The sequence below is a fragment of the Agromyces sp. Y182 genome (genome assembly GCF_059445385.1).
Map to the genome: position 1 here is coordinate 2,300,620 of NZ_JCAIUF010000001.1, position 20,587 is coordinate 2,321,206.

The 20,587-nt window shown below is 69.6% G+C and carries 17 protein-coding genes; 10 read left to right on the forward strand and 7 right to left on the reverse strand.

The genetic code is table 11. The features are described 5' to 3' along the window. Window positions 1-30 precede the first annotated feature (30 nt). Entirely contained in the window at window positions 31-1,101 is a 1,071-nt protein-coding gene (locus AC1C2R_RS10700) for a YihY/virulence factor BrkB family protein (protein WP_495379883.1), read from the reverse strand. Window positions 1,102-1,268: 167 nt separating this feature from the next. On the opposite strand from AC1C2R_RS10700, the gene AC1C2R_RS10705 reads away from it, so the two are divergent. Next, window positions 1,269-2,237 carry a DUF2510 domain-containing protein gene (locus AC1C2R_RS10705; protein WP_495352460.1) on the forward strand — a complete coding sequence of 323 codons (969 nt, stop codon included), beginning with the start codon at window positions 1,269-1,271 and terminating at the stop codon, window positions 2,235-2,237. Between the two features lie 19 nt (window positions 2,238-2,256). Here AC1C2R_RS10705 and AC1C2R_RS10710 read toward each other — a convergent pair whose 3' ends face one another. Both AC1C2R_RS10710 and AC1C2R_RS10715 read right to left on the reverse strand, forming a co-directional pair. Further along, a complete protein-coding gene (locus AC1C2R_RS10710; protein WP_495379884.1) occupies window positions 2,257-3,303 on the reverse strand; it encodes an alpha/beta hydrolase in 1,047 nt (348 codons plus the stop codon). A 67-nt stretch (window positions 3,304-3,370) separates the two neighbouring features. Next, a complete protein-coding gene (locus AC1C2R_RS10715) occupies window positions 3,371-3,871 on the reverse strand; it encodes a GNAT family N-acetyltransferase (RefSeq protein WP_495379885.1) in 501 nt (166 codons plus the stop codon). Window positions 3,872-4,102: 231 nt separating this feature from the next. On the opposite strand from AC1C2R_RS10715, the gene AC1C2R_RS10720 reads away from it, so the two are divergent. The 8 genes from AC1C2R_RS10720 (at window position 4,103) to AC1C2R_RS10755 (ending at window position 14,823) form a co-directional block, all read left to right on the forward strand. Beyond that, window positions 4,103-4,702, forward strand: coding sequence for a hypothetical protein (locus tag AC1C2R_RS10720; RefSeq protein ID WP_495379886.1), 600 nt, complete (start codon window positions 4,103-4,105; stop codon window positions 4,700-4,702). Window positions 4,703-4,977: 275 nt separating this feature from the next. Then, window positions 4,978-7,560: a DEAD/DEAH box helicase gene (locus AC1C2R_RS10725; RefSeq protein WP_495379887.1), complete on the forward strand. Its 2,583-nt coding sequence runs from the start codon at window positions 4,978-4,980 to the stop codon at window positions 7,558-7,560. Between the two features lie 264 nt (window positions 7,561-7,824). Next, window positions 7,825-8,865 (forward strand): medium chain dehydrogenase/reductase family protein, encoded by a 1,041-nt coding sequence (locus AC1C2R_RS10730; protein ID WP_495379888.1) that lies wholly within the window; start codon window positions 7,825-7,827, stop codon window positions 8,863-8,865. A gap of 239 nt (window positions 8,866-9,104) precedes the next feature. Continuing rightward, entirely contained in the window at window positions 9,105-10,313 is a 1,209-nt protein-coding gene (locus AC1C2R_RS10735; RefSeq protein ID WP_495379889.1) for an acetyl-CoA C-acyltransferase, read from the forward strand. Window positions 10,314-10,339: 26 nt separating this feature from the next. Beyond that, on the forward strand, window positions 10,340-11,119 hold the full coding sequence (locus AC1C2R_RS10740) for an enoyl-CoA hydratase/isomerase family protein (RefSeq protein WP_495379890.1): 780 nt from the start codon (window positions 10,340-10,342) through the stop codon (window positions 11,117-11,119). Next, on the forward strand, window positions 11,116-11,985 hold the full coding sequence (locus AC1C2R_RS10745; protein WP_495379891.1) for a 3-hydroxyacyl-CoA dehydrogenase family protein: 870 nt from the start codon (window positions 11,116-11,118) through the stop codon (window positions 11,983-11,985). Before AC1C2R_RS10740 ends, AC1C2R_RS10745 begins: the two co-directional genes overlap by 4 nt. A gap of 358 nt (window positions 11,986-12,343) precedes the next feature. Next, window positions 12,344-14,392, forward strand: coding sequence for a phenylacetic acid degradation bifunctional protein PaaZ (gene paaZ / locus AC1C2R_RS10750; RefSeq protein WP_495379892.1), 2,049 nt, complete (start codon window positions 12,344-12,346; stop codon window positions 14,390-14,392). A 44-nt stretch (window positions 14,393-14,436) separates the two neighbouring features. Next, window positions 14,437-14,823, forward strand: coding sequence for a hypothetical protein (locus AC1C2R_RS10755; RefSeq protein ID WP_495379893.1), 387 nt, complete (start codon window positions 14,437-14,439; stop codon window positions 14,821-14,823). Between the two features lie 12 nt (window positions 14,824-14,835). On the opposite strand, the gene AC1C2R_RS10760 is transcribed toward AC1C2R_RS10755, so the two are convergent. Both AC1C2R_RS10760 and AC1C2R_RS10765 read right to left on the reverse strand, forming a co-directional pair. Next, window positions 14,836-16,977 (reverse strand): RecQ family ATP-dependent DNA helicase, encoded by a 2,142-nt coding sequence (locus tag AC1C2R_RS10760; RefSeq protein ID WP_495379894.1) that lies wholly within the window; start codon window positions 16,975-16,977, stop codon window positions 14,836-14,838. 49 nt (window positions 16,978-17,026) lie between these two features. After that, entirely contained in the window at window positions 17,027-18,076 is a 1,050-nt protein-coding gene (locus tag AC1C2R_RS10765; RefSeq protein WP_495379895.1) for an LLM class flavin-dependent oxidoreductase, read from the reverse strand. A gap of 153 nt (window positions 18,077-18,229) precedes the next feature. Here AC1C2R_RS10765 and AC1C2R_RS10770 point away from each other — a divergent pair, with 153 nt between their 5' ends. Beyond that, window positions 18,230-18,430, forward strand: coding sequence for a hypothetical protein (locus AC1C2R_RS10770; protein ID WP_495379896.1), 201 nt, complete (start codon window positions 18,230-18,232; stop codon window positions 18,428-18,430). Window positions 18,431-18,452: 22 nt separating this feature from the next. Here the strand turns inward: AC1C2R_RS10770 and AC1C2R_RS10775 are convergent, their stop codons facing one another. Continuing rightward, on the reverse strand, window positions 18,453-19,082 hold the full coding sequence (locus AC1C2R_RS10775; RefSeq protein WP_495352475.1) for a TetR/AcrR family transcriptional regulator: 630 nt from the start codon (window positions 19,080-19,082) through the stop codon (window positions 18,453-18,455). A 99-nt stretch (window positions 19,083-19,181) separates the two neighbouring features. Continuing rightward, on the reverse strand, window positions 19,182-20,519 hold the full coding sequence (gene paaK / locus AC1C2R_RS10780; protein WP_495379897.1) for a phenylacetate--CoA ligase PaaK: 1,338 nt from the start codon (window positions 20,517-20,519) through the stop codon (window positions 19,182-19,184). Between the last annotated feature and the right edge of the window lie 68 nt (window positions 20,520-20,587).

Consider the following 20,587-nt stretch of genomic DNA (forward strand, 5'->3'; position numbering starts at 1 on the left):
GCCCCTACCGCGGTAGGGTTTCCGGCCCGCTCACCCGTGGGGCCGACGCCCCGCAGGAGGCGTCACACCGTCTGTCACGACGTCGGGCCGCATGCTGGCAGAGGCGCGCACGTCGCGTTGGCGCTGTTCGCGGTTCTTCGCGATGAGCCGGTCGTCGCGGAGCGGCAGGTGCACGTGCTCCTCCGCTGCGATGCCGGCCCGCAGCTGGCGAGCCCGCTCGACCTCGGTGTCGAGCACGGCGCCGAAGAGCATCGCGAGATTCGAGAGCCAGATCCACAGAAGGAAGACGATGACCCCGCCGAGCACGCCGTAGACGCGTTGGTACGTGCCGAACCCGAGCACGTACAGCGCGAAGAGGCCCGTCGCGATCACCCAGGCGAGCAGCGCGCCGACGGCGCCGACGCTCAGCCAGCGGAAGTTGCGGCGCTTCACGTTCGGCGCGGCCCAATACAGCAACGCCATCACGAGGATGCCGATCGCGGCGAGCACGGGAAGCTTGCCGAGGTCCCACCAGAACGCAGCACCCTCGTCGAGGCCGAGCACTCGCACGGCCGCCTCGGCCACCGGCCCGGTCAGCGCGAGGGCGACGGCCGCGACGGCGGCGAGCACCACAAGCACCGCCGAGATCGCGAGTGTCATGGGCCGCATCGCCCAGAACGGCCGGCCCTCCTCGACCTCGTAGATGCGGTTCATGCCGCGGCCGAACGCACCGACGAAGCCCGACGTCGCCCACAGCGTGCCGAGCAGTCCGGTGGCGAAGGCGAGGCCGGCATGCGAGGCGTTCAGCAATTGGTCGATGGGTTCGTCGAGTGCATCGACGACGGATGCCCCGCCGAGCTCCCGCACGACCTCGAACACGTCGTCCACCACGGCCTCGGCGCTGCCGAAGATGCCGAGCAGCGCGAGCGTCGCGAGCAACGCGGGGAACACCGCGAGCAGCACATAGAAGGTGAGTGCGGCGGCGATGTCCTGCACCTGGTTGATGCGGTACTCGTGCACCGTGCGCGTGAAGATGAGACGCCAGTCGCCGCGGGAGAGTTGCGCGGGCGAGTCGTCGGGTTCGTCGGGTTCGTCGGGTTCGGGTGAATCGTGGTCGGGCATGTCATCTCCGATCGGAACGCTCCGAGCCTACGGTTGCGGCGGCCGTCGGCGCAGGGGCTTGCCCAGCCATGTGCTCAGGGGTAGGCGCCGGTCGACCTCGGCCGCCTTCAACCGACAGGAGGCGCGCGGCCCCACAGGGGTGGGCCGGCTCTGACAGGATCATGGTCATGACTGACGCGAACGCCCCAGCTGGCTGGTACGACGACGGATCCGGCCGCCTGCGCTACTGGGATGGCGCAGCATGGACGGTGCATTTCGCGCCGGCCGTGGTGGCACCGACTCCGACTCCGGCACCGGCACCGGCGCAGCCCGTGGGATTCGTCGAACCGGCGACCGCTGCCGTACCGCCCGCCGTCGCGCCCGCCGTCGGCGTCGCCGCGGTCCCAGCCGTAGGCTCGCCCGGTGGCACGCACGTCGGCTCGACGCTCAACGTGCTCGGCCTCATCGCGCTCGGTGCCGCCGTGCTCGGGTTCGTGGTCGCGTGCATTCCGGTCGTTCGGTTCGTGGGATGGTTCCTCCTGCTGGCCGCTGTCGCGCTGGCGATCGTCGCCCTCTTCCAGAAGGGCGCGAAGTGGCCCGCCTTCACTGCACTCGGTGTCGCAGTGGTAGGCGGCGTCGTGAGTCTCGTCGTGTTCGTCGTGAGCGTGGTGGTGGCCACCGGCGCGTTCTTCGGCGCTGTCGCCTCTTCTGCTCCCGAGACGACGCCGCCCGCGGCGACCTGGCCCTCGCCCGCGGTCCAGTCGGGTGAGACCACGGTCGCGTTCGGCGGGACCTTGGTCTGGGAGGACGGTGTCGAGATGACTGTGTCACCGGCCGAGCCGTACACGACGAGCGAATACGCGACAGATCTGCCGTACGCCGACAACGTCTACTTCACCGTGATCGTCGAGAACAACTCAGACGAGATCATCGAATTGTCGTACATGACCCTCTCCCTCTACTCCGCGGAGAAGGGGGCGGGCGAGATCTTCGACTTCGGTGGTGTTCCCGACGACGTCGCCACGGAGCCGACCGAGGTGCTCCCGGGGGAATCAGTGACGTGGAACTCGGCATGGTCGGTCGCCGATCCCGATTCCCTGACGCTCGCGATCTCCCGCGACTTCAACAGCGAGGAGGTCTTCTTCACCAACGAGTAGGTGCGCCAGCGCCGCGGCGCTACCCGAGGTGAGCGTGCAGGAATGCCGCGACCCGTGCGCGCAGCGCCTCATCGAGGATGCCGATCGAGTGCTCGGCGCCGGCGACCACCGCGAGCTCGACGGGCACGCCCGCGGCCTCCAACGTCGAGGCGAACCGCCGCGACTGTCCGAGCGGGACGATCTCGCCCTCGGCATGGCCGATGAAGAACGGCGGATCGCTCGGGTCGGCGTGGGGGCCTGCCGAGGCATCCGTCGCCTGACTGCACTGCTCATCGCTCGCGCCGGGTTCGCAATCGAGGTATTCGCCGATGATGCGACGAAGCCAGTCGGATGCCCCGTCGGCATCGAGCTCCGATGCGCCGAGCTCCACGGGCCCCGAGAGCTCGGCGACCGCCGCGACCCGCGAACCCTCGTCGAGCGGGCCGTCGCCGGTGGTGCCGAGCAGGGCGGCGAGGTTGCCTCCGGCCGAGCCGCCGAACGCGCCGATGCGGGCCGGGTCGATGCCGAACCGTTCGGCCTGCTCGGTCGCGCGCAGCCACTCCACGGCGAGTGCGACGTCGTCGATCGCGGCCGGGAAGTGCGCGTCGGGCACGAGTCGATAGTTGACGGATGCCGCGACGAATCCCTCGCTCGCAAGCCACAGGCAGACGTTGCGCCAGTCGGCGTTGGCCTTGTCGCCCCGGGCCCAACTGCCGCCATGGATCGCGACGACCGCGGGCAGGAGCTCGGCTGCGATGCCGGTTGCCGTGACGCCGGTGTCTGCGAGGCCGGTGTCGGCGGGCACGCAGACGTCGAGCGTCAGCAGCGTGCCGTCTTCTCGGGTGCCGTATTCGAGGTCGGCGTCGACCGTGATGCCCTCGGGTGCCGTGAACGTGCGGATGCCGATGATCTCGGTGCTCGTGAGTTCGCTCGCGGCGTCGGATCCCTTCGGGTCGATCTCGCGCAACTGCACGTGGAAGCCCGAGAGCGCGCTCACGCTCGCGATGGCGGCTGCAGCAGCTGTGACGGCCCACACGACCCGCCGGGCGCGGGTGCCTGAACCGCCTGTGCGTCGGGTCGAGTTCACACCGGGCTCCGGGTTCAGGGGTGCAGTGATGTTAGCTCACTTCTCCTGCTGTTGGAAACGCTTCCCGTCAGGCGAGCCGCTTCGCGAAGCACACGGAGTGCGGTTCGCCGACGTACTGGCCGAACTGCGGGATCTCGCGGTAGCCGTGGCGCGTGTAGAGCGCCTGGGCGGCGTGGTGCAGGTCGCCGGTCTCGAGCACGATTTGACGGATGCCGCGCGCCGACGCGTCGGCCTCGACTCGGGTCAGCAGCGCGCCCGCGACGCCGCGGCCCCGCGCCGACGGGTCGACGAACATGCGCTTGAGTTCGCCGCGCGTGGGTGCAGGGGCATCCGCCGCCGTTGTCGTGCTGTCGATGACGAGCGCCGCGATGCCGACGGCGCGTTCGCCGTCACGCGCGACGTAGAGGGTCACCTCGGGCTGCTCGAGCGTGGCGATGTCGAGCAGGAAGTTGCTCTCGGGCGGATACAGGCTCTGCGCGTAGGCGGAGCTGCCATCGAGCAGCCGCTCCACCTCGGGCTGGCGGGGCGGTTCGACGGCGACGGTCACGGGCGGGTGTTGCTGGTCCACCCCGGGAGCGTACGTCGGCGATGTTTCGCCACGGTTTCCGGCGTGTCGAGCGGCGACGGGGCCTGGATGCTCCGCACCGGCTCAGTACGATGAGCGCGACGCGGCCTGTACGGCCGCTGGCGAACCGGAGCGCGTTACCTGGGGGTAGAGATGAGCGACGACACGAATCCGCCGAGCACGACTCCAGCAGAAGCCACAGCCACCGCTCCACCACCGGGAGCGACTCGCGCGATGCTCATCTGGGTGGGCGCCGCGGTCGTCGTGCTCTCGTTCGTGGCGGCGTTCCTCGGAGCGAGAGTCGCGGGCTCGGCGGACGCAGCCGCGGCGCCGACGCCGACACCGACGACCGAGGTCGATCTCATCGACTACGAGCAGGCTCTCGAGGAGATCCTCCCGGCTGGTTCCGCCGTTCGCGCCGGAACCGGGACGCCCGAATCGGGTAAAGGATACGAGGGCGATGTCTACATCGACATCTCCAATTCCAACGTCTACCTGTTCCAGAACGGCGAATGGGAACCCGTCGGGAACATCCGGGAGTCGGCCGCGGCCAACCTCACGGGAGCGACGGGTGCGACAGGGGAGACCGGTGCGAAGGGCGGAACCGGTGCGACCGGTGACACCGGCGCGACGGGGGAGACCGGCGCACAGGGTGAACCCGGGACGCAACTCACGCTCGGACTCGGGGCGCCCTCGAACGAGAAGTGCACGACCGACGGTGACGTCTACATCGACACCGAGACGCTGACCTTCTTCGAGTGTGCTGCCGGCGAATGGCTGCTCTTCGGCCCGACCGAACTCACTGAGGAGCCGGCGGCAAGCACGGAAGGCTGATCAGGTCGCCACGGTTTCGTGCACATGGCCGGATGCCGCGCAAGGCGCTTTCTCAGCCGATTTCCGGTATCGTAGCCGAGTCGGTTCTGGACACTGCGCTGTGCGCGGATGGGTTTGTGAGTCCAATGGGCCGGTTTCGGGGCAAAGGCCTCGGATAGTCACCGTATGTGAACGGCCCCGGTCGACGATGCTCCGGGTTCTCAGACCTGCTGTGCGCCAACGCGCGCCTGGCGGGCCTGCCATGTACTTCAAGTACAACCCAGGAAGACATCAGCATGCCCAAGAACAAGAAGCCCCAAGGCGGCAGGCCCGCCAAGAACTTCGATCCCTCGTACGCGAAGGGCGGCTCGAAGGGCGGTCCGGCGCGCGCCGGATCGCAGAAGCCCGGCTCGCGCAGCGAGGGCCACCGCGGCTACCGCCCCGAGCCGACCGAGGCTCCGAAGAAGGAACGCTGGTCGCGTGACGAGCGCGTCTCCACCGGCCGTGCTCCGCACCGTTCGGAGCGCGACAGCCGTGACGAGCGCCCGGCCCGTTCGTACGACCGCAACGATCGCTCGGCTCGACCCGCGTACCGCGAGGACCGCCCCACGCGTTCGTACGATCGTGACGATCGTGCGCCCCGCTCGGGTGACCGCGATGATCGCGCCCCTCGCTCCTTCGATCGCAACGAGCGCCCTGCGCGTTCGTACGACCGCGACGATCGTGCCCCCCGCACCTCCTCCGATCGCAACGAGCGCCCCGCGCGTTCGTTCGACCGCAACGACCGTGCACCGCGCTCGTTCGATCGCAATGACCGTAGCGAGCGCCCCGCGCGTTCGTACGACCGTGACGACCGTGCCCCTCGCACCGGCGACCGTGACGACCGTGCGCCGCGTTCGTTCGACCGTGACGACCGTGCCCCTCGCACCGGCGACCGCAACGACCGCGCGCCGCGTTCGTTCGACCGGAACGACCGTACCGAGCGCCCTGCGCGTTCGTTCGACCGCAACGATCGTGCACCGCGGTCGTTCGACCGGAACGACCGTAGCGAGCGCCCCGCGCGTTCCCTCGACCGCGACGACCGCGCGCCGCGTACCGGGGATCGCAACGACCGGAACGACCGCCCGGCTCGCCCCGCGTACCGCGAGGACCGCCCCGCGCGTTCCTTCGACCGTGACGATCGCGCGCCCCGTCGCGACCGCGACGAGCGCCCTGCGCGTTCGTTCGACCGCAACGACCGGAACGACCGCCCCGCGCGTTCGTTCGACCGCAACGACCGCCCGGCCCGCTCGTACGACCGTGACGACCGTGCTCCCCGCCGCGAGGTCGACCGCCCCGGCTTCAAGGACTCGGGTCGACGCGAGTCGAGCTTCTACCCGGCGAAGGAGAAGGGCCACGGCTTCTCGACGAACGACGACGTCGTGCTCGAGCGCCTCGAGGCCGAGGCCATCCAGGCCACCGATACCGACGGGGTGAGTTTCGCCGACCTCGGCCTCGGCGGCAACGTCGTGCGCGCACTCAAGGAGCTCGGCGCGGACGCGCCGTTCCCGATCCAGGCCGCGACCATCCCGGTCGTACTCGAGGGTCGCGACGTACTCGGCCGTGGCAAGACCGGCTCGGGCAAGACCATCGCCTTCGGCGCACCCACCGTCGAGCGCCTCATGGCCATGTGGGCCGAGTCCGGCAAGTCCGGCGGCAAGCGCCAGATGGGCCGGAAGCCCCGCGCGCTGATCCTCGCGCCGACCCGTGAGCTCGCCCTGCAGATCGACCGCACGGTGCAGCCGATCGCGCAGAGCGTCGGTCTCTTCACGACGCAGATCTACGGCGGTGTACCCCAGCAGCGCCAGGTCGGCGCGCTGCAGCGCGGCGTCGACATCGTGATCGGCACCCCCGGTCGCATCGAAGACCTCATCGAGCAGCGTCGACTCGACCTCTCCGAGGTCGTCATCACCGTCATCGACGAGGCCGACCACATGTGCGACCTCGGCTTCCTCGAGCCGGTGCAGCGGATCCTCCGCCACACCGCCGCCGGCGGCCAGAAGCTGCTCTTCTCGGCGACCCTCGACAAGGGCGTCGCCACGCTCGTCGACGAGTTCCTCGTCGAGCCGGCCGTGCACGAGGTCGCCGGTGAAGACCAGGCCTCGTCGACGATCGAGCACCGAGTGTTCGTCATCGGCAACCACGAGAAGCGCGATATCGTCGCCGAGCTCGCGAACCGCGAGGGCAAGACGCTCGTCTTCAGCCGCACCCGCGCGTTCGCCGAAGACCTCACCGGGCACCTCGAGGACTACGGCATCCGAGCCGTCGCCCTGCACGGCGACCTGAACCAGTCGCGTCGTACCCGCAACCTGCAGCAGCTGACCTCGGGCCGTGTCAACGTGCTGGTGGCAACGGATGTCGCAGCACGCGGCATCCACGTCGATGACATCGACCTCGTGATCCAGGCCGACGCGCCCGACGAGTACAAGACCTACCTGCACCGCTCCGGCCGCACCGGCCGCGCGGGCAAGGCCGGCCGGGTCGTGACGCTCATCCCGCGCAACCGCCAGCGTCGCATGACCGAGCTGCTCGACCGAGCCGAGATCGACGTCGAGTTCGTCGACATGCGTCTCGGCGACGACTTCATTGGCGAGCTCGAGAGTGGCGCCGCGACTGGGTCGGTCGAGGCCGCGGCCGAGGCCGCTGTCGAGTCGCTCGCGGCCGTCGTCGAAACGACCGAAACCGAAGTCGAGACTGAGGCCGAGGTGGCAGTCGAGTCGCCCGACGCCGAGGCCGAGGCCGAGATCGTCGAAGCGGTCGAAGCGGTCGAAGCGGTCGAAGCGGTCGAAGCGGTCGAGGTCGTCGAGATCGACGTCGTCGCCGACGATCGCGCGAGCTGAGGCATCCGCTCGCTCTGATCTGCACGAAGGCTCGCGTCCACCGGACGCGGGCCTTCGTCGTATCGCCGCCCGTCCGTCGGGTCGCTATACGGTGACGCCGGCGACCGACTGGGCGTGCACCCGGATGAGCAGCACGGGGCGGTCCGCCACCAGGCGCGCGTAGGCGCCGCCCGCGAAGTGAGTGTACAGTCACTCCCTTAATGGGATAAGGTGAGTGGTGAGCCACTCACTCATCAGTTGGAATCTACTCAAACGGAGGACGAAATGACTCGCACCGCAGTGATGACGGAAGCAGTTGTTCTGCCCGGGATCGTCGAGCCCGAAAGCCTGGCCCCGCTGTCGCGGTCGCTTGGCACCCCGGGGAAGGGGGAATTGCTTGTGCGGGTCGAGGCGACCGGGATCTCGTTTGCCGAACAGCAGATGCGGCGGGGGAAGTACTACGACCAGCCCCCCTTCCCCTTCGTGCCCGGTTACGACCTGGTCGGAATCGTGGAAGCCGCCGGCTCGGACGCCGATATGGGATTGGTTGGCACGCGCGTCGCTGCCGTGACGAAGACGGGCGGCTGGAGTACGAGGGCGATCGTGCCATCCGACGAGGTCGTGACCGTTCCCGCCGGGTTGGATGCCGCGGCTGCGGAGTGTTTCGTCGTCAACGGCGTGACCGCGTGGCAGATGCTTCACGACGTCGCTCGTGTTGGTTCCGGTCAGACGATTCTCGTTCACGGTGCCAACGGGGGTGTCGGCTCCGTCCTGGTCCAGCTGGCGCGTCTCGCAGGTGTGCGGGTGATCGGCACCGGATCCTCCCGGAGTGCTCGCGCGATCGAGGAGCTCGGCGCGATACCCGTCGACTACGCCGGCGACATCGAGGAGCAGGTACGCGGCATCGCCCCAGAAGGGGTGGACGCAGTGTTCGACCACGTCGGAGGCCCGGGCATCGCTGTCTCATTCCGCCTCGTGCGGCGCGGCGGCACGCTCGTCGCGTACGGCACGGCGGGCACTCTGGACGAGACCGGGAACGCCAGCATCCCGGTCTTGAAGCTCGTCGCTCGTCTGATCTGGTGGCAGGTGCTGCCGAACGGGCGCTCGACGCACTTCTACAATTTCTGGGCGGGCAAGCGGAACCGCGCTCGCTTCTCTGCTCGCCTCCGCGATGCGCTGAGCCAAGTCTTCGACCTCGCCGCCGCGGGAGATGTCACAGCGCGGATCGCTGCGCGCTACCCGCTGACCGAGATCGCGACGGCGCTTCGTTTCGCGGAGTCGCGCGGCGTGACAGGGAAAGTGATTCTCGAGCCGAACGCGAACTGAGGCTCACCTCCACACCATCACGGCCCAGGCGCTCCACGCCGCGCTGAGTCGATCAGCGATCGGGTCGGGCCGGATCGCTCGGGCATCTGCGATCGGGCAGGGTGGCGCCCGCGACATCCATTTGCCATAATTATTTCCTGAACGATCGGTCACTAATTCCGACCAGCGGATGCCGCGATTCCCTGCCTACGCTGGGAGCAGCGTTCCACAACAGACAGTGTTGTCAAGAGAGGGTGCCCATGAACAGCGCCACGGCCGATGCCTACCTCGTCGATGGCGTTCGCACGCCCGTCGGGCGCTATGGCGGCGCCCTCGCCGCCGTGCGTCCCGACGACCTCGCGGCGCTCGTCGTCGGCGAGCTCGTGCGGCGCACCCGGCTCGACGTCGCGGGCGAGCTCGGCGCGATCGATGAGGTCATCCTCGGCGCCGCCAATCAGGCGGGCGAAGACAACCGCAACGTCGCACGCATGGCGGTGCTGCTCGCCGGGCTTCCCGACGAGATTCCCGGCATCACGGTCAACCGCCTCTGCGCCTCGGGCATGTCGGCGATCACGATGGCCGCGCAGGCGATCCGCGCCGGCGATGCCGACCTCATCGTCGCTGGCGGCGTCGAGTCGATGACGCGGGCGCCGTGGGTGCAGGCGAAGCCCGAAAAGGCCTGGGCCCGGCCCGGCGCGACGCACGACACGTCGATCGGCTGGCGCTTTCCGAATCCCGAGCTCCTGGCGCGCGACAAGGCGACGTACTCGATGCCCGAGACGGCAGAAGAGGTCGCTCGCATCGACGGCATCACTCGCGAGGAGGCCGACGCGTTCGCGCTGCGCTCGCAACAGCGGGCTGCGGCGGCCATCGCGGCGGGGCGGTTCGAAGCCGAGATCGTCGGCGTGCCGACCGCGCATGGCGAGGTGCGCGTCGATGAGGGGCCACGCCCGGAGACGACGCTCGAGGGGCTCGCGCGCCTGCGCACCGTCGTGCCGGGCGGTGGGGTGGTCACCGCGGGCAATTCGAGCGCGCTGAACGACGGGGCATCCGCGATACTCGTCGCCAGCGGTGAGGCCGTCGAACGCTACGGTCTCACGCCGAGGGCTCGCATCGTGGTGGGCACGAGCGTCGGCCTCGCACCCGAGATCATGGGTCTCGGCCCCGTGCCCGCGACCGAGAAGGCACTCGAGCGCGCCGGCATCGATCTCGACGAGATCGGCTCGATCGAGCTCAACGAGGCGTTCGCCACGCAATCGATCGCCGCCATGCGCCGCCTCGGGCTCGACGAATCGCGAGTCAACGCCGACGGCGGGGCGATCGCCCTGGGGCATCCGCTCGGTTCCTCGGGCTCGCGCCTCGTCGTGACGCTGCTCGGCCGCATGGAGCGCGAGGGCTCGCGCTACGGCCTCGCCACGATGTGCGTCGGCGTCGGCCAGGGCACCGCGCTCATCGTGGAGCGGGTCTGATGCGCGAGAGTCATGAGCTTGCCGAAGTGAGCACCGTGGGCGGCGGATCCGCTTCGACAGGCTCAGCGAACGAGAGTCCGCTGCTCGTCGAGCGGCACGACGACCGCGTCGTCGCCACGCTCAACCGGCCCGAGAAGCGCAACGCGATCGACCAGGCAACGATCGACGCCCTGCACGTGCTCTGCGCCGAACTCGAGGCAATCCCGCGCACGCTCATCCTCACGGGCGCGGGCGGCGTCTTCGCCTCCGGCGCCGACATCGCCGAGCTCCGCGAACGACGAGCGGATGACGCGCGCGCGGGCATCAACGCGAACGCCTTCGTGCGACTCGCGCTGCTGCCGATGCCCGTGATCGCGGCGCTCGACGGGTACGCGCTCGGCGGCGGCGCGGAGCTCGCGTATGCCGCCGACATCCGCATCGCGACGCCTGCGCTGAAGATCGGCAACCCCGAGACCGGCCTCGGCATCATCGCCGCGGCCGGCGCGAGCTGGCGGTTGAAGCAGATCGTCGGCGACGCCCGCGCGATCGAGCTGCTGCTCACCGGTCGCACCGTGGGCGCGGCCGAGGCGCTCGAGATCGGGCTCGTGAGCGAGCTGCATCCGGCCGACGAGCTGCTGCCCGCCGCGCATGCGATCGCCGACCGAATCTCCCGCAACGATCGCGCCGCGACGATCGCGACGAAGCGGGTGTTCCGCGCACCGCGCGATGCGCACCCCGCCGTCGATCTCGAGGAGCAGGCTGTGCTCTTCGAGAGCCCCGAGAAGTTGCGCCGCATGACCGAGTTCCTCGAGAGGAAACGCACGTGAACGAGACCGACACCGGAGCTCCCGCCGACGTCGGCGTGCTCGGGGGCGGGCGCATGGGCGCCGGCATCGCGCACGCCTTCCTGCTCGCGGGCTCCCGTGTCACCGTCGTCGAGCGCGACACGGATGCCGCGGGCGCGGCCAAGGCCCGCGTGCTCGAGTCCGTCGCGGCATCCGTCGCCCGAGGCACTGCCGACGATGACGAAAGCGCCATCGCCGCACGGTTCGCCGCGTCGACCGATGTCGGGGACTTCGCCCGTTGCGATCTCGTCGTCGAGGCCGTGCCCGAAGACCTCGAACTGAAGATCGACGCGCTCACGCGCGTCGAGTCGGTGCTCGCGCCCGGCGCGGCGCTCGCGTCGAACACTTCGTCGATCTCGATCGACCAGCTCGCGGCGTTGCTCGATCGGCCCGAGCGGTTCCTCGGCCTGCACTTCTTCAACCCCGTGCCCGCGTCGACGCTCGTCGAGATCGTGCGAGGCCGCGCGACCGATGGGTCGCTCGTGGAAGAGGCTCGGGGTTGGGTGCACGCCATCGGCAAGACACCGATCGTCGTCGCGGATGCCCCGGGGTTCGCCTCGTCTCGGCTGGGCGTCGCGCTCGGGCTGGAAGCGATCCGCATGCTCGAAGACGGCGTCGCGTCGGCTGAAGACATCGACGCCGCGATGAGCCTCGGCTACAAGCATCCGATCGGGCCGCTGCGGCTCACCGACATCGTGGGCCTCGACGTGCGGCTCGGCATCGCCGAGTACCTCTCGGCGACGCTCGGCGAACGCTTCGCCCCGCCCGCGCTGCTCCGCCGCATGGTCGCCGAGGGCAAGCTCGGACGCAAGACCGGCGAGGGCTTCTACCTGTGGGATGCCCCGTGATCTCCCGCTTGCTCCCGCCCGTGCGCTCGGCGCTCGGCGACACTGACACTGACACCGACACCGACGTCGACACTGACACTGACGTCGAAACGTCGCAGATGGCGACTTCCTCTTTCGCCGGGTCGCCATCTGCGACGTCTCGACGCCCGTCCAACGAAAGGCATCCCCGATGAACACGATCCTGCCGAGCTATGTGAACGGCACGTGGTGGACGCCGCCGGCATCGTCCGGAGGTGGCACGGCGGCGGACTCAGGTGTTGATGCGCGGGACGCATCAGCAGGTGAGGTGGCGGGTGTCGCCGGTGTTGACGTGCGGGACGCATCAGCAGGTGAGGTGGCTGGTGCCGCCGGTGTTGACGTGCGGGACGCATCAGCAGGTGAGGTGGCTGGTGCCGCCGGTGTTGACGTGCGGGACGCATCAACGGGTGAGGTCGTCACACGCGTCTCGACCGAGGGGCTCGACCTCGGCGGCGCGCTCGAGTACGCCCGCACCGTCGGGCAGGCCTCGCTCGGCGGGCTGACCTTCCACCAGCGTGCGGTGCTGCTGAAGCAGATGGCGATCGCGCTCACCGAGCGCAAGGGCGAGCTCTACGAGCTGTCTTCGCGAACGGGTGCGACGAAGCAGGACTCGTGGGTCGACATCGACGGCGGCATCGGCGTGCTCTTCACGTACTCGTCGAAGGGTCGGCGCGAGATGCCGAACTCGAAGGTCTACGTCGACGGTGCCGTCGAGAACCTCTCGAAAGACGGCTCATTCCTCGGACGGCATATCTACACCCGCCTGCCGGGCGTTGCCGTGCAGATCAACGCCTTCAACTTTCCCGTGTGGGGCTCGCTCGAGAAGTTCGCCCCGGCGTTCCTCGCGGGCGTGCCCACTCTCGTGAAGCCCGCGACGCCGACCGGATACCTCGCCGAGGCGTTCGTGCGCATCCTCGTCGAGTCGGGGCTGCTGCCCGAAGGCTCGCTGCAACTCGTCTCCGGCAGCGTGCCGACGCTCTTCGACCACCTTCGGCTCGGCGATCTCGTGGCCTTCACCGGCTCGGCATCGACCGCCGAGAACCTCCGCGCGCATGACTCGGTGCAGACCGGCGGCGTGCGATTCACGAGCGAGACCGACTCGATCAACGCGAGCGTGCTCGGCACGGATGCCGTCGCAGGCACCCCCGAGTTCGACGCGTACGTCAAGCAACTCGTCACCGAGATGACGACGAAGGCGGGGCAGAAGTGCACGGCGATTCGCCGCGCGATCGTGCCCGAGGCATCCGTCGACTCGGTCATCGACGCCGTGCGTGCGCGCATCGCCGAACGTGTCGTCGTCGGCGACCCGCGCGCCGAGGGTGTGACGATGGGACCGCTCGCCTCGCTCGCGCAGCGCGACGAGGTGCTGCGTCAGGTCGGCAGGCTCGAAGCCGGCGGCGGTGAGCTCGTCATCGGGTCGACGGATGCCCCGAGCGTCGGCCTGCCCGACGGCGTGAGAAGCGCGGCGTCCGAGGGCGCTTTCGTCGCGCCGATGCTGCTGCGATTCACGGATGCCGCGAGCCCGGCTCTGCACGAGGTGGAGGCGTTCGGTCCGGTCGCGTCGATCGTCGGCTACGACTCGGTCGCTGAGGCCGTCGCCCTCGTGGCACGGGGCGGCGGATCGCTCGTGACGAGCGTCGCGACGCACGACCCCGAGATCGCCGTGGCCCTGGCGGGCGGCATCGCCGCCTACAACGGGCGCGTGCTGTTCCTCGACCGCGACGACGCGCGCTCCTCGACGGGCCACGGCTCGCCGCTGCCGACCCTCGTGCACGGCGGCCCCGGGCGCGCCGGCGGCGGCGAAGAGCTCGGCGGCATCCGTGCGGTGCTGCACCACATGCAGCGCACCGCGGTGCAGGGTTCACCCGCGATGCTCACCGCGCTCACCGGTGTGTGGCACGCGGGGGCGGCATCGCAGCCCGACGGCGGGCACCCGTTCCGCAAGTCGCTCGCCGAGCTCCGCATCGGCGACCAGGTCGTCTCGGGTTCGCGCACGGTGACCCTCGACGACATCGAGACGTTCGCAGCATTCACGGGCGACACGTTCTACGCGCACATGGACGAGGCCGCGGCATCCGCGAACCCGTTCTTCCCAGGCCGTGTCGCGCACGGCTACCTGCTCGTGTCGTGGGCGGCGGGCCTCTTCGTGGACGCGGCGCCGGGGCCGGTGCTCGCGAACTCGGGCCTCGAAAACCTGCGCTTCGTCACGCCGGTGTCGCCCGGCGACTCGATCCGCGTCGAGCTCACGGCGAAGCAGATCACACCGCGCGAGACCGACGAGTACGGCGAGGTGCGGTGGGACGCGGTGCTGCGCAACCAGAACGACGAGCTCGTGGCGTCGTACGACGTGCTCACCCTCGTCGCGAAGGAGCTCGCGCCGATCGCGTGACATGGCGGCTTGACGCCCGCCCGTTCGACCTCCACGCTGAACGCATGAGCGAATCGACGCAGATCGCCGCCCGCGGCGCTGCTTTCTGGATCTGTTACGCCGTGGTCATCGTCAGTGCGGGGTTCAGCGTGACCTACTCCATGCTCGCCGTGATCGACGGTGGGGTCGAGGCGTCCAACGCGAATGCGCTCTACGCCGCCGCGTGCAGCACGGCACTCGTCGTGCTCGCGCTCATCGCACCGCTGTTCCGATCGGATGACGCGCTACTCGCCATCGCTGTCGCGATGACGATCGTGCAGGGCATCGATGCGTTCATCGGGGCGATCCAGGGTGATGCGGCCAGGACGATCGTCTCCGCCGTGCTCTGCCTCGTGACGATCGTCGCGGCGACGTTCCTCGCGCGGAGCGATCACGCGCGCGGACGTGGTTGAGCCCCGCTCGTCTCAGCCGCGGAGCGCGAGCACGAACGGCAGCACCGAGGTCGCGCCCGCCTGACGGAGCACGCGAGCGGCGATCGTCAGCGTCCAGCGGCTGTCGGCCTGGTCGTCGACGAGGAGCACCCCGCCGGCCGGCACGTCGAGGCCCTCGGCGGTGAAGCGATCCCAGAGGCCGGCGAGCCGGAACGCACTGTTGCCGCCCGGCTGGCCCGTCGGGCCGCCGCCCGAGTGCGCGAGCGCCCCGAGGTACGGCAACCGCCCGACCTCGGCGATGCCTCGAGCAAGCGAGTCGACGAGCAGCGGTCGTGAGCGCGACGGCATGGCGACGACTGCCACTGGGCGCTCCGCCCACCCCCAGTCGGCGAGCACGCGCACGCACGCCGCGAGCACCTGCGGCGAGATAGGGGCGTCGGGGTTGCCCGGCGCGAACAGGTCGCGCAAGGTGCCGCCCCAGCCGAGATCGGTGAGCCTGGCGAGCGCACGGCCTTCGCCGGCCTGCTCGGCCGGGGCGATGCGCCCCTTCACGGGAACACCGAGCCGGTCGGCTCCCGTCGGCCACGCGCGCCGGGGCTCGATCGGCACGCCGACACGGTCGAGCGACTCGGCCGCCGTCGCGCTTGCGGATGCCGCGATCTCACGTGGGAACCAGACGCCGGCGCAATTGTCGCACCGCCCGCAGGGCGCTGCCGTGTCGTCGTCGAGGGAGCGCTGGAGGAACTCCATGCGACATCCGTCGGTCTGCTCGTACTCGATCATGTGCTGCTGCTCGGCGAGACGCTCGGCGGCGATGCGTTCGTAGCGTTCGGCGTCGTAGACCCACGGCTCACCCGTGGCGACCCAGCCGCCCTGCACGCGGCGCACGGCACCGTCGACGTCGAGCACCTTGAGCAGCAGCTCGAGCGGTGTGCGACGGATATCGACCATCGCCTCGAGCGCCGGCGTCGAGACGGGCGCATCGCTGAGCGCAGCGATCACGCGCTCGGCGCGCTCCTGATCGGGCATCGAGGCCGTCGCGAAGTAGTGCCAGATGGCGGCGTCTTCGGTGCCGGGAAGCAATAACACGTCGGCGCTCTCGCTCGCTCGGCCGGCTCGGCCTACCTGCTGGTAGTAGGCGACGGGCGACGATGGCGCGCCGAGGTGGAGCACGAATCCGAGGTCGGGCTTGTCGAAGCCCATGCCGAGCGCGCTCGTGGCGACGAGCGCCTTCACCTCGTTGCGCTTCAACATTCCCTCGGACTCGGTGCGCTCGTCGGTGTCGGTCTGCCCGGTGTAAGCGCGCACCTCATGCCCGCGATCGCGCAGCAGGCGCGCAGTGTCGTTGGCCGCCGCCACGGTCAGCGTGTAGATGATGCCCGAGCCGGGGAGATCGTCGAGGTGGCTGAGCAGCCACGCCAGACGGCTCGGAGAGTCGGGCAACCGCAGCACCCCGAGTCGCAGCGACGCGCGGGCGAGAGGCCCGCGAATAGTGAGCACCTCGGGGCCCGCCCCGGTGCTGTCGGCGCCGGTAGCGTCGGCCGAGCCGGTGCCGAGTTGCTCCGCGACATCCGCCACCACTCGGCTGTTCGCCGTGGCGGTCGTGGCGAGCACCGGCACTTCGGCCGGCATCTGCGCGATGAGGTCGCGCAGTCGCCGGTAGTCGGGCCGGAAGTCGTGCCCCCAGTCGCTGATGCAGTGCGCCTCGTCGACGACGAGCATGCCGATGCGCCGCACGAGGGCCGGCAGCTGCTGCTCGCGGAAGGCGGGATTGTTGAGCCGCTCGGGTGAGACCAGCAGCACGTCGACCTCGTCGCGGTCGAGTTGTGCGAGCACATCGCTCCACTCGTGCGCATTCGTCGAGTTGATCGCTACGGCCCGCACACCTGCACGCTCAGCAGCGGCGATCTGGTCGCGCATGAGTGCCAGCAGCGGTGAGACGAGCACCGTCGGCCCGGCGCCCTGTCGGCGTAGCAGCAAGGTCGCGACGAAATACACCGCCGACTTGCCCCAACCGGTGCGCTGCACGACGAGCGCTCGCCGCCGCCCCTCGACGAGTGCCTCGATCGCTTCGTACTGCCCGTCGTGGAACTCGGCGTCGGAGCGCCCCACGAGTTCGCGCAGCGCTGCGAGAGCGGCGTCGCGGGTGTCGGCGGGCGTCGCGGCGAAAGTCATCCCTCCACTCTGGCCCACGCGACCGACAAGCGGCTGGGCAAGAGCTGATTCAGCGCTCGGCCCGCTCCCACCCGATCGCGGGCGCGACGTACTCGGCGATCGCCGCGAGCAGTCGCGTGTTGTAGGCAACGCCGAGCTGGTTCGGCACGGTGACGAGCAGAGTGTCGGATGCCGCGACGGCAGCGTCGTTCGCGAGGTCGGCAGCGATCTTGTCGGGCTCGCCGATATAACTCTTGCCGAATCGGGCGAGGCCGCCGTCGAGGAATCCGACCTGGTCTTCGGAGTCAGACGATTCGCGCTCGCCGAAGTACATCCGGTCCTCGTCATTCATGATCGGCAGGATGCTGCGCGACACCGACACTCGCGGGGTGCGCTCCCACCCGGCATCCGCCCACGCATCGCGGAAGATCTGGATCTGCTCGGCCTGCAGCTCGTCGAACGGCACCCCGGTGTCTTCGGTGAGCAGGGTCGAGCTCATCAGGTTCATGCCCTGTTCGGCGGCCCATTTCGCGGTGGCTCGCGTGCCCGAGCCCCACCAGATGCGATCGGGCAGGCCCGGCGACTGCGGCTGAATCGGCAGCAGGCCGGTCGAGCCGGTCATCTGCGGGTTCGCCGGAGCGACGCCCGCGCCCGCGATCGTTGCGCGGAAGAGCTCGGTCTTCGCACGGGCGAGATCGGCATCGGTTTCACCCTCGGGCGGAACGAAGCCGAACGTCTGCGAGCCGTCGAGCGCCGTCTCGGGCGACCCGCGGCTCACGCCGAGCTGCAGGCGGCCCTCGCCGCCGGCGTGGGCGCTGATGAGGTCGGCCGCGGCGGCCTCCTCGGCCATGTAGAGCGGGTTCTCGTAGCGCATGTCGATGACGCCCGTGCCGATCTCGATGCGGCTCGTGCGTGCGCCGATCGCGGCGAGCAGCGGGAACGGCGAGGCGAGCTGCCGGGCGAAGTGGTGGACGCGGAAGAACGCGCCGTCGATGCCGAGCTCTTCGGCCGCGACGGCGAGTTCGATCGCCTGCACGAGTGCGTCACCGCCGGTGCGTGTGCCCGATTGCGGCGAGGGATGCCAGTGGCCGAACGAGAGGAACCCGATGCGTTGCTTCACCTTGACTACAGCGCTCCGAGGCATCCGACCATTCCCCACCTCGTGCCCTACCTCAGACGCGCGGGCTGGTCGCGGCGAGGAATAGGGCGATGAGCGGATGCCTGGTGCCCCCCTTAGCGAGGAATCTCGAGACATACACACACAGGAGTCGACATGTTCATCTCGGAAATCACCTTCCCGCACCTGCAGGCAGCGAACGACGAGCGCCTGACACGCGAACTGGAGTGGCGCAGGGTCGTGGATGAGCGTCGTGAAGAGGCGGCATCGGCCGCGGAGCCGCTGCCTCACCGCTCGGCCTCGCGCCGAAGCACCCGTCAGGTCGCCACGTCCACCAGCGGTCGCGCCACCGCGTAGCCGTGCTCTCGGGTCGAGCCAGTCAGCCGAGCAGCTCTTCGACCCGGTTCGAGGTGGGCATGCGCAGGCCGTCGAGCGCGACGGCGATGACGTCGTCGGCGAGCTTGTCGGCGTCTTCACGCCCGCCGGGTCGATACCACTCGACGATCGAGTTGATCATGCCGAACAGCAGGCGTGAGACGACGCTCGCATCGATGTCGCTGCGCAACGTGCCCTCGGCCTGCGCCTCCTCGACGAGGGCGGTGACCGCCTTGTCGAAGGCGCGGCGCCGGGCGAGCGCGCGGCGTTCGACCTCGGTGTTGCCGCGCACCCTGAGCAGCAGTGTCACGGAGGCGAGCTTCGACACGAGCACCTGCACGGCGCCGCGCAGCACACGGTCGACACGGTCGGTCGCACGCCCGCCCGCGGCATCCGCTTCGCTCAATACGGATTCGAGCGCGCTCAGCGCTTCATCGAGTGCGCGCTCGAGGATCTCGTCTTTCGACGCGAAGTGGTGGTAGATCGCCGACTTCGAGAGGCCGAGTCGGTCGGCGAGCACACCCATGGAGGTCGCGTCGTAGCCGTACTGGTTGAAGGCGGCGACGGCGACCTCGAGGATGCCCTGCCGGTCGTAACCCGGGCGCCCGCGTCGAAGTGATCCGTTCTCAGACATCGCCCTCATCTTCGCATCCGTGCGCGCCGAGAGGACGCAGATGGTCGCTTGGGCGTCGGTGTTGCAACAACTTGCATCCTCTCGAAAGGCGTGTGGTCGTCACGGAGTGCGCAGGTCGTAGACGCGCTTGTACTTGCCCTCGCTGCGGGGGAGTGCCCCCGGCTCCTCGAGCACCACGGCGACGGATGACCCGATGCCCTCCTTAATGCGCTTGGCGAGCACGATCGTGGCGGCGTGGCAGACGTCGACGTCGAGGTCGGGGTGGCGCTCGATGCGCACGGTCAGGTCGTCCATCGTGCCCGTGCGGGTGAGCTCGAGGATGAAATGCGGCGTCAGCTGCTCGATGCCGAGCACGATCTCCTCGATCTGGGTCGGGAAGAGGTTCGCGCCGCGCAGGATGATCATGTCGTCGTTGCGGCCGGTGATCTTCTCGATGCGACGCATGCCGGGTCGCGCCGTGCCGGGCAGCAGTCGCGTGAGATCGCGCGTGCGATACCGGATGACCGGGAACGCCTCTTTCGTGAGCGAGGTGAAGACGAGTTCGCCCATCTCGCCGTCGGCGAGCTGCGCACCGGTCTCGCCGTCGATGATCTCGGGCAGGAAGTGGTCCTCCCAGATGTGCGGCCCGTCTTTCGTCTCGAGGCACTCGTTGCCGACGCCCGGGCCCATGACCTCGCTGAGGCCGTAGATGTCGAGCGCGTCGATGCCGAGGCGCTGCTCGAGGTCGCGCCGCATCTCGTTCGTCCACGGCTCGGCGCCGAGCACGGCGACCTTGAGGCTCGTCGAGCGCGGGTCGATGCCCTGCTCGACCATGCAGTCGGCGATCGTCAGCAGGTAACTCGGCGTGCAGAGGATCGCGTCGGGCTCGAAGTCGACGATGAGCTGCACTTGCCGCGCGGTCTGCCCGCCCGACATCGGGATGACGGTCGCGCCGAGTTTCTCGATGCCGGCGTGCGCGCCGAGACCGCCGGTGAAGAGACCGTAGCCGTAGGCGTTGTGCACCTTCATGCCCGGGCGGATGCCGCTGGCCCGCAGCGACCGCGCGATGAGCGTCGCCCAGCGGTCGAGGTCGCCCTTCGTGTAGCCGACGACCGTGGGCCGGCCGGTGGTGCCGCTCGATGCGTGGATGCGCGCGACCTGCTCCATCGGCACGGCGAACATGCCGAAGGGGTAGGTCTGGCGCAAGTCCGCTTTCGTGGTGAAGGGCAGCTTCGCAAGATCGGCGAGCGAGCGGATGTCGCGGGGGTGCACGCCCGCATCGTCGAACTTCTTCGTGTAGAGCGGCACGTGCTCGTAGGCGTGCTGCACGGTCTGCTGCAGTCGCTCGAGCTGCAATGTCTCGACCTCGGAGCGGGACATCCGTTCTTCGGGGTCGAGTTCTTCGGGCGTGGCGGGGGCGAGGCCCGAGATGCTGGGGGAGATGGTCGTCGTCGACACGGGGTGCTCCTGGATCGGTCGTTGGTCGAGTAGCGCGAAGCGCGTATCGAGACCTTCGAGTTCGCGAG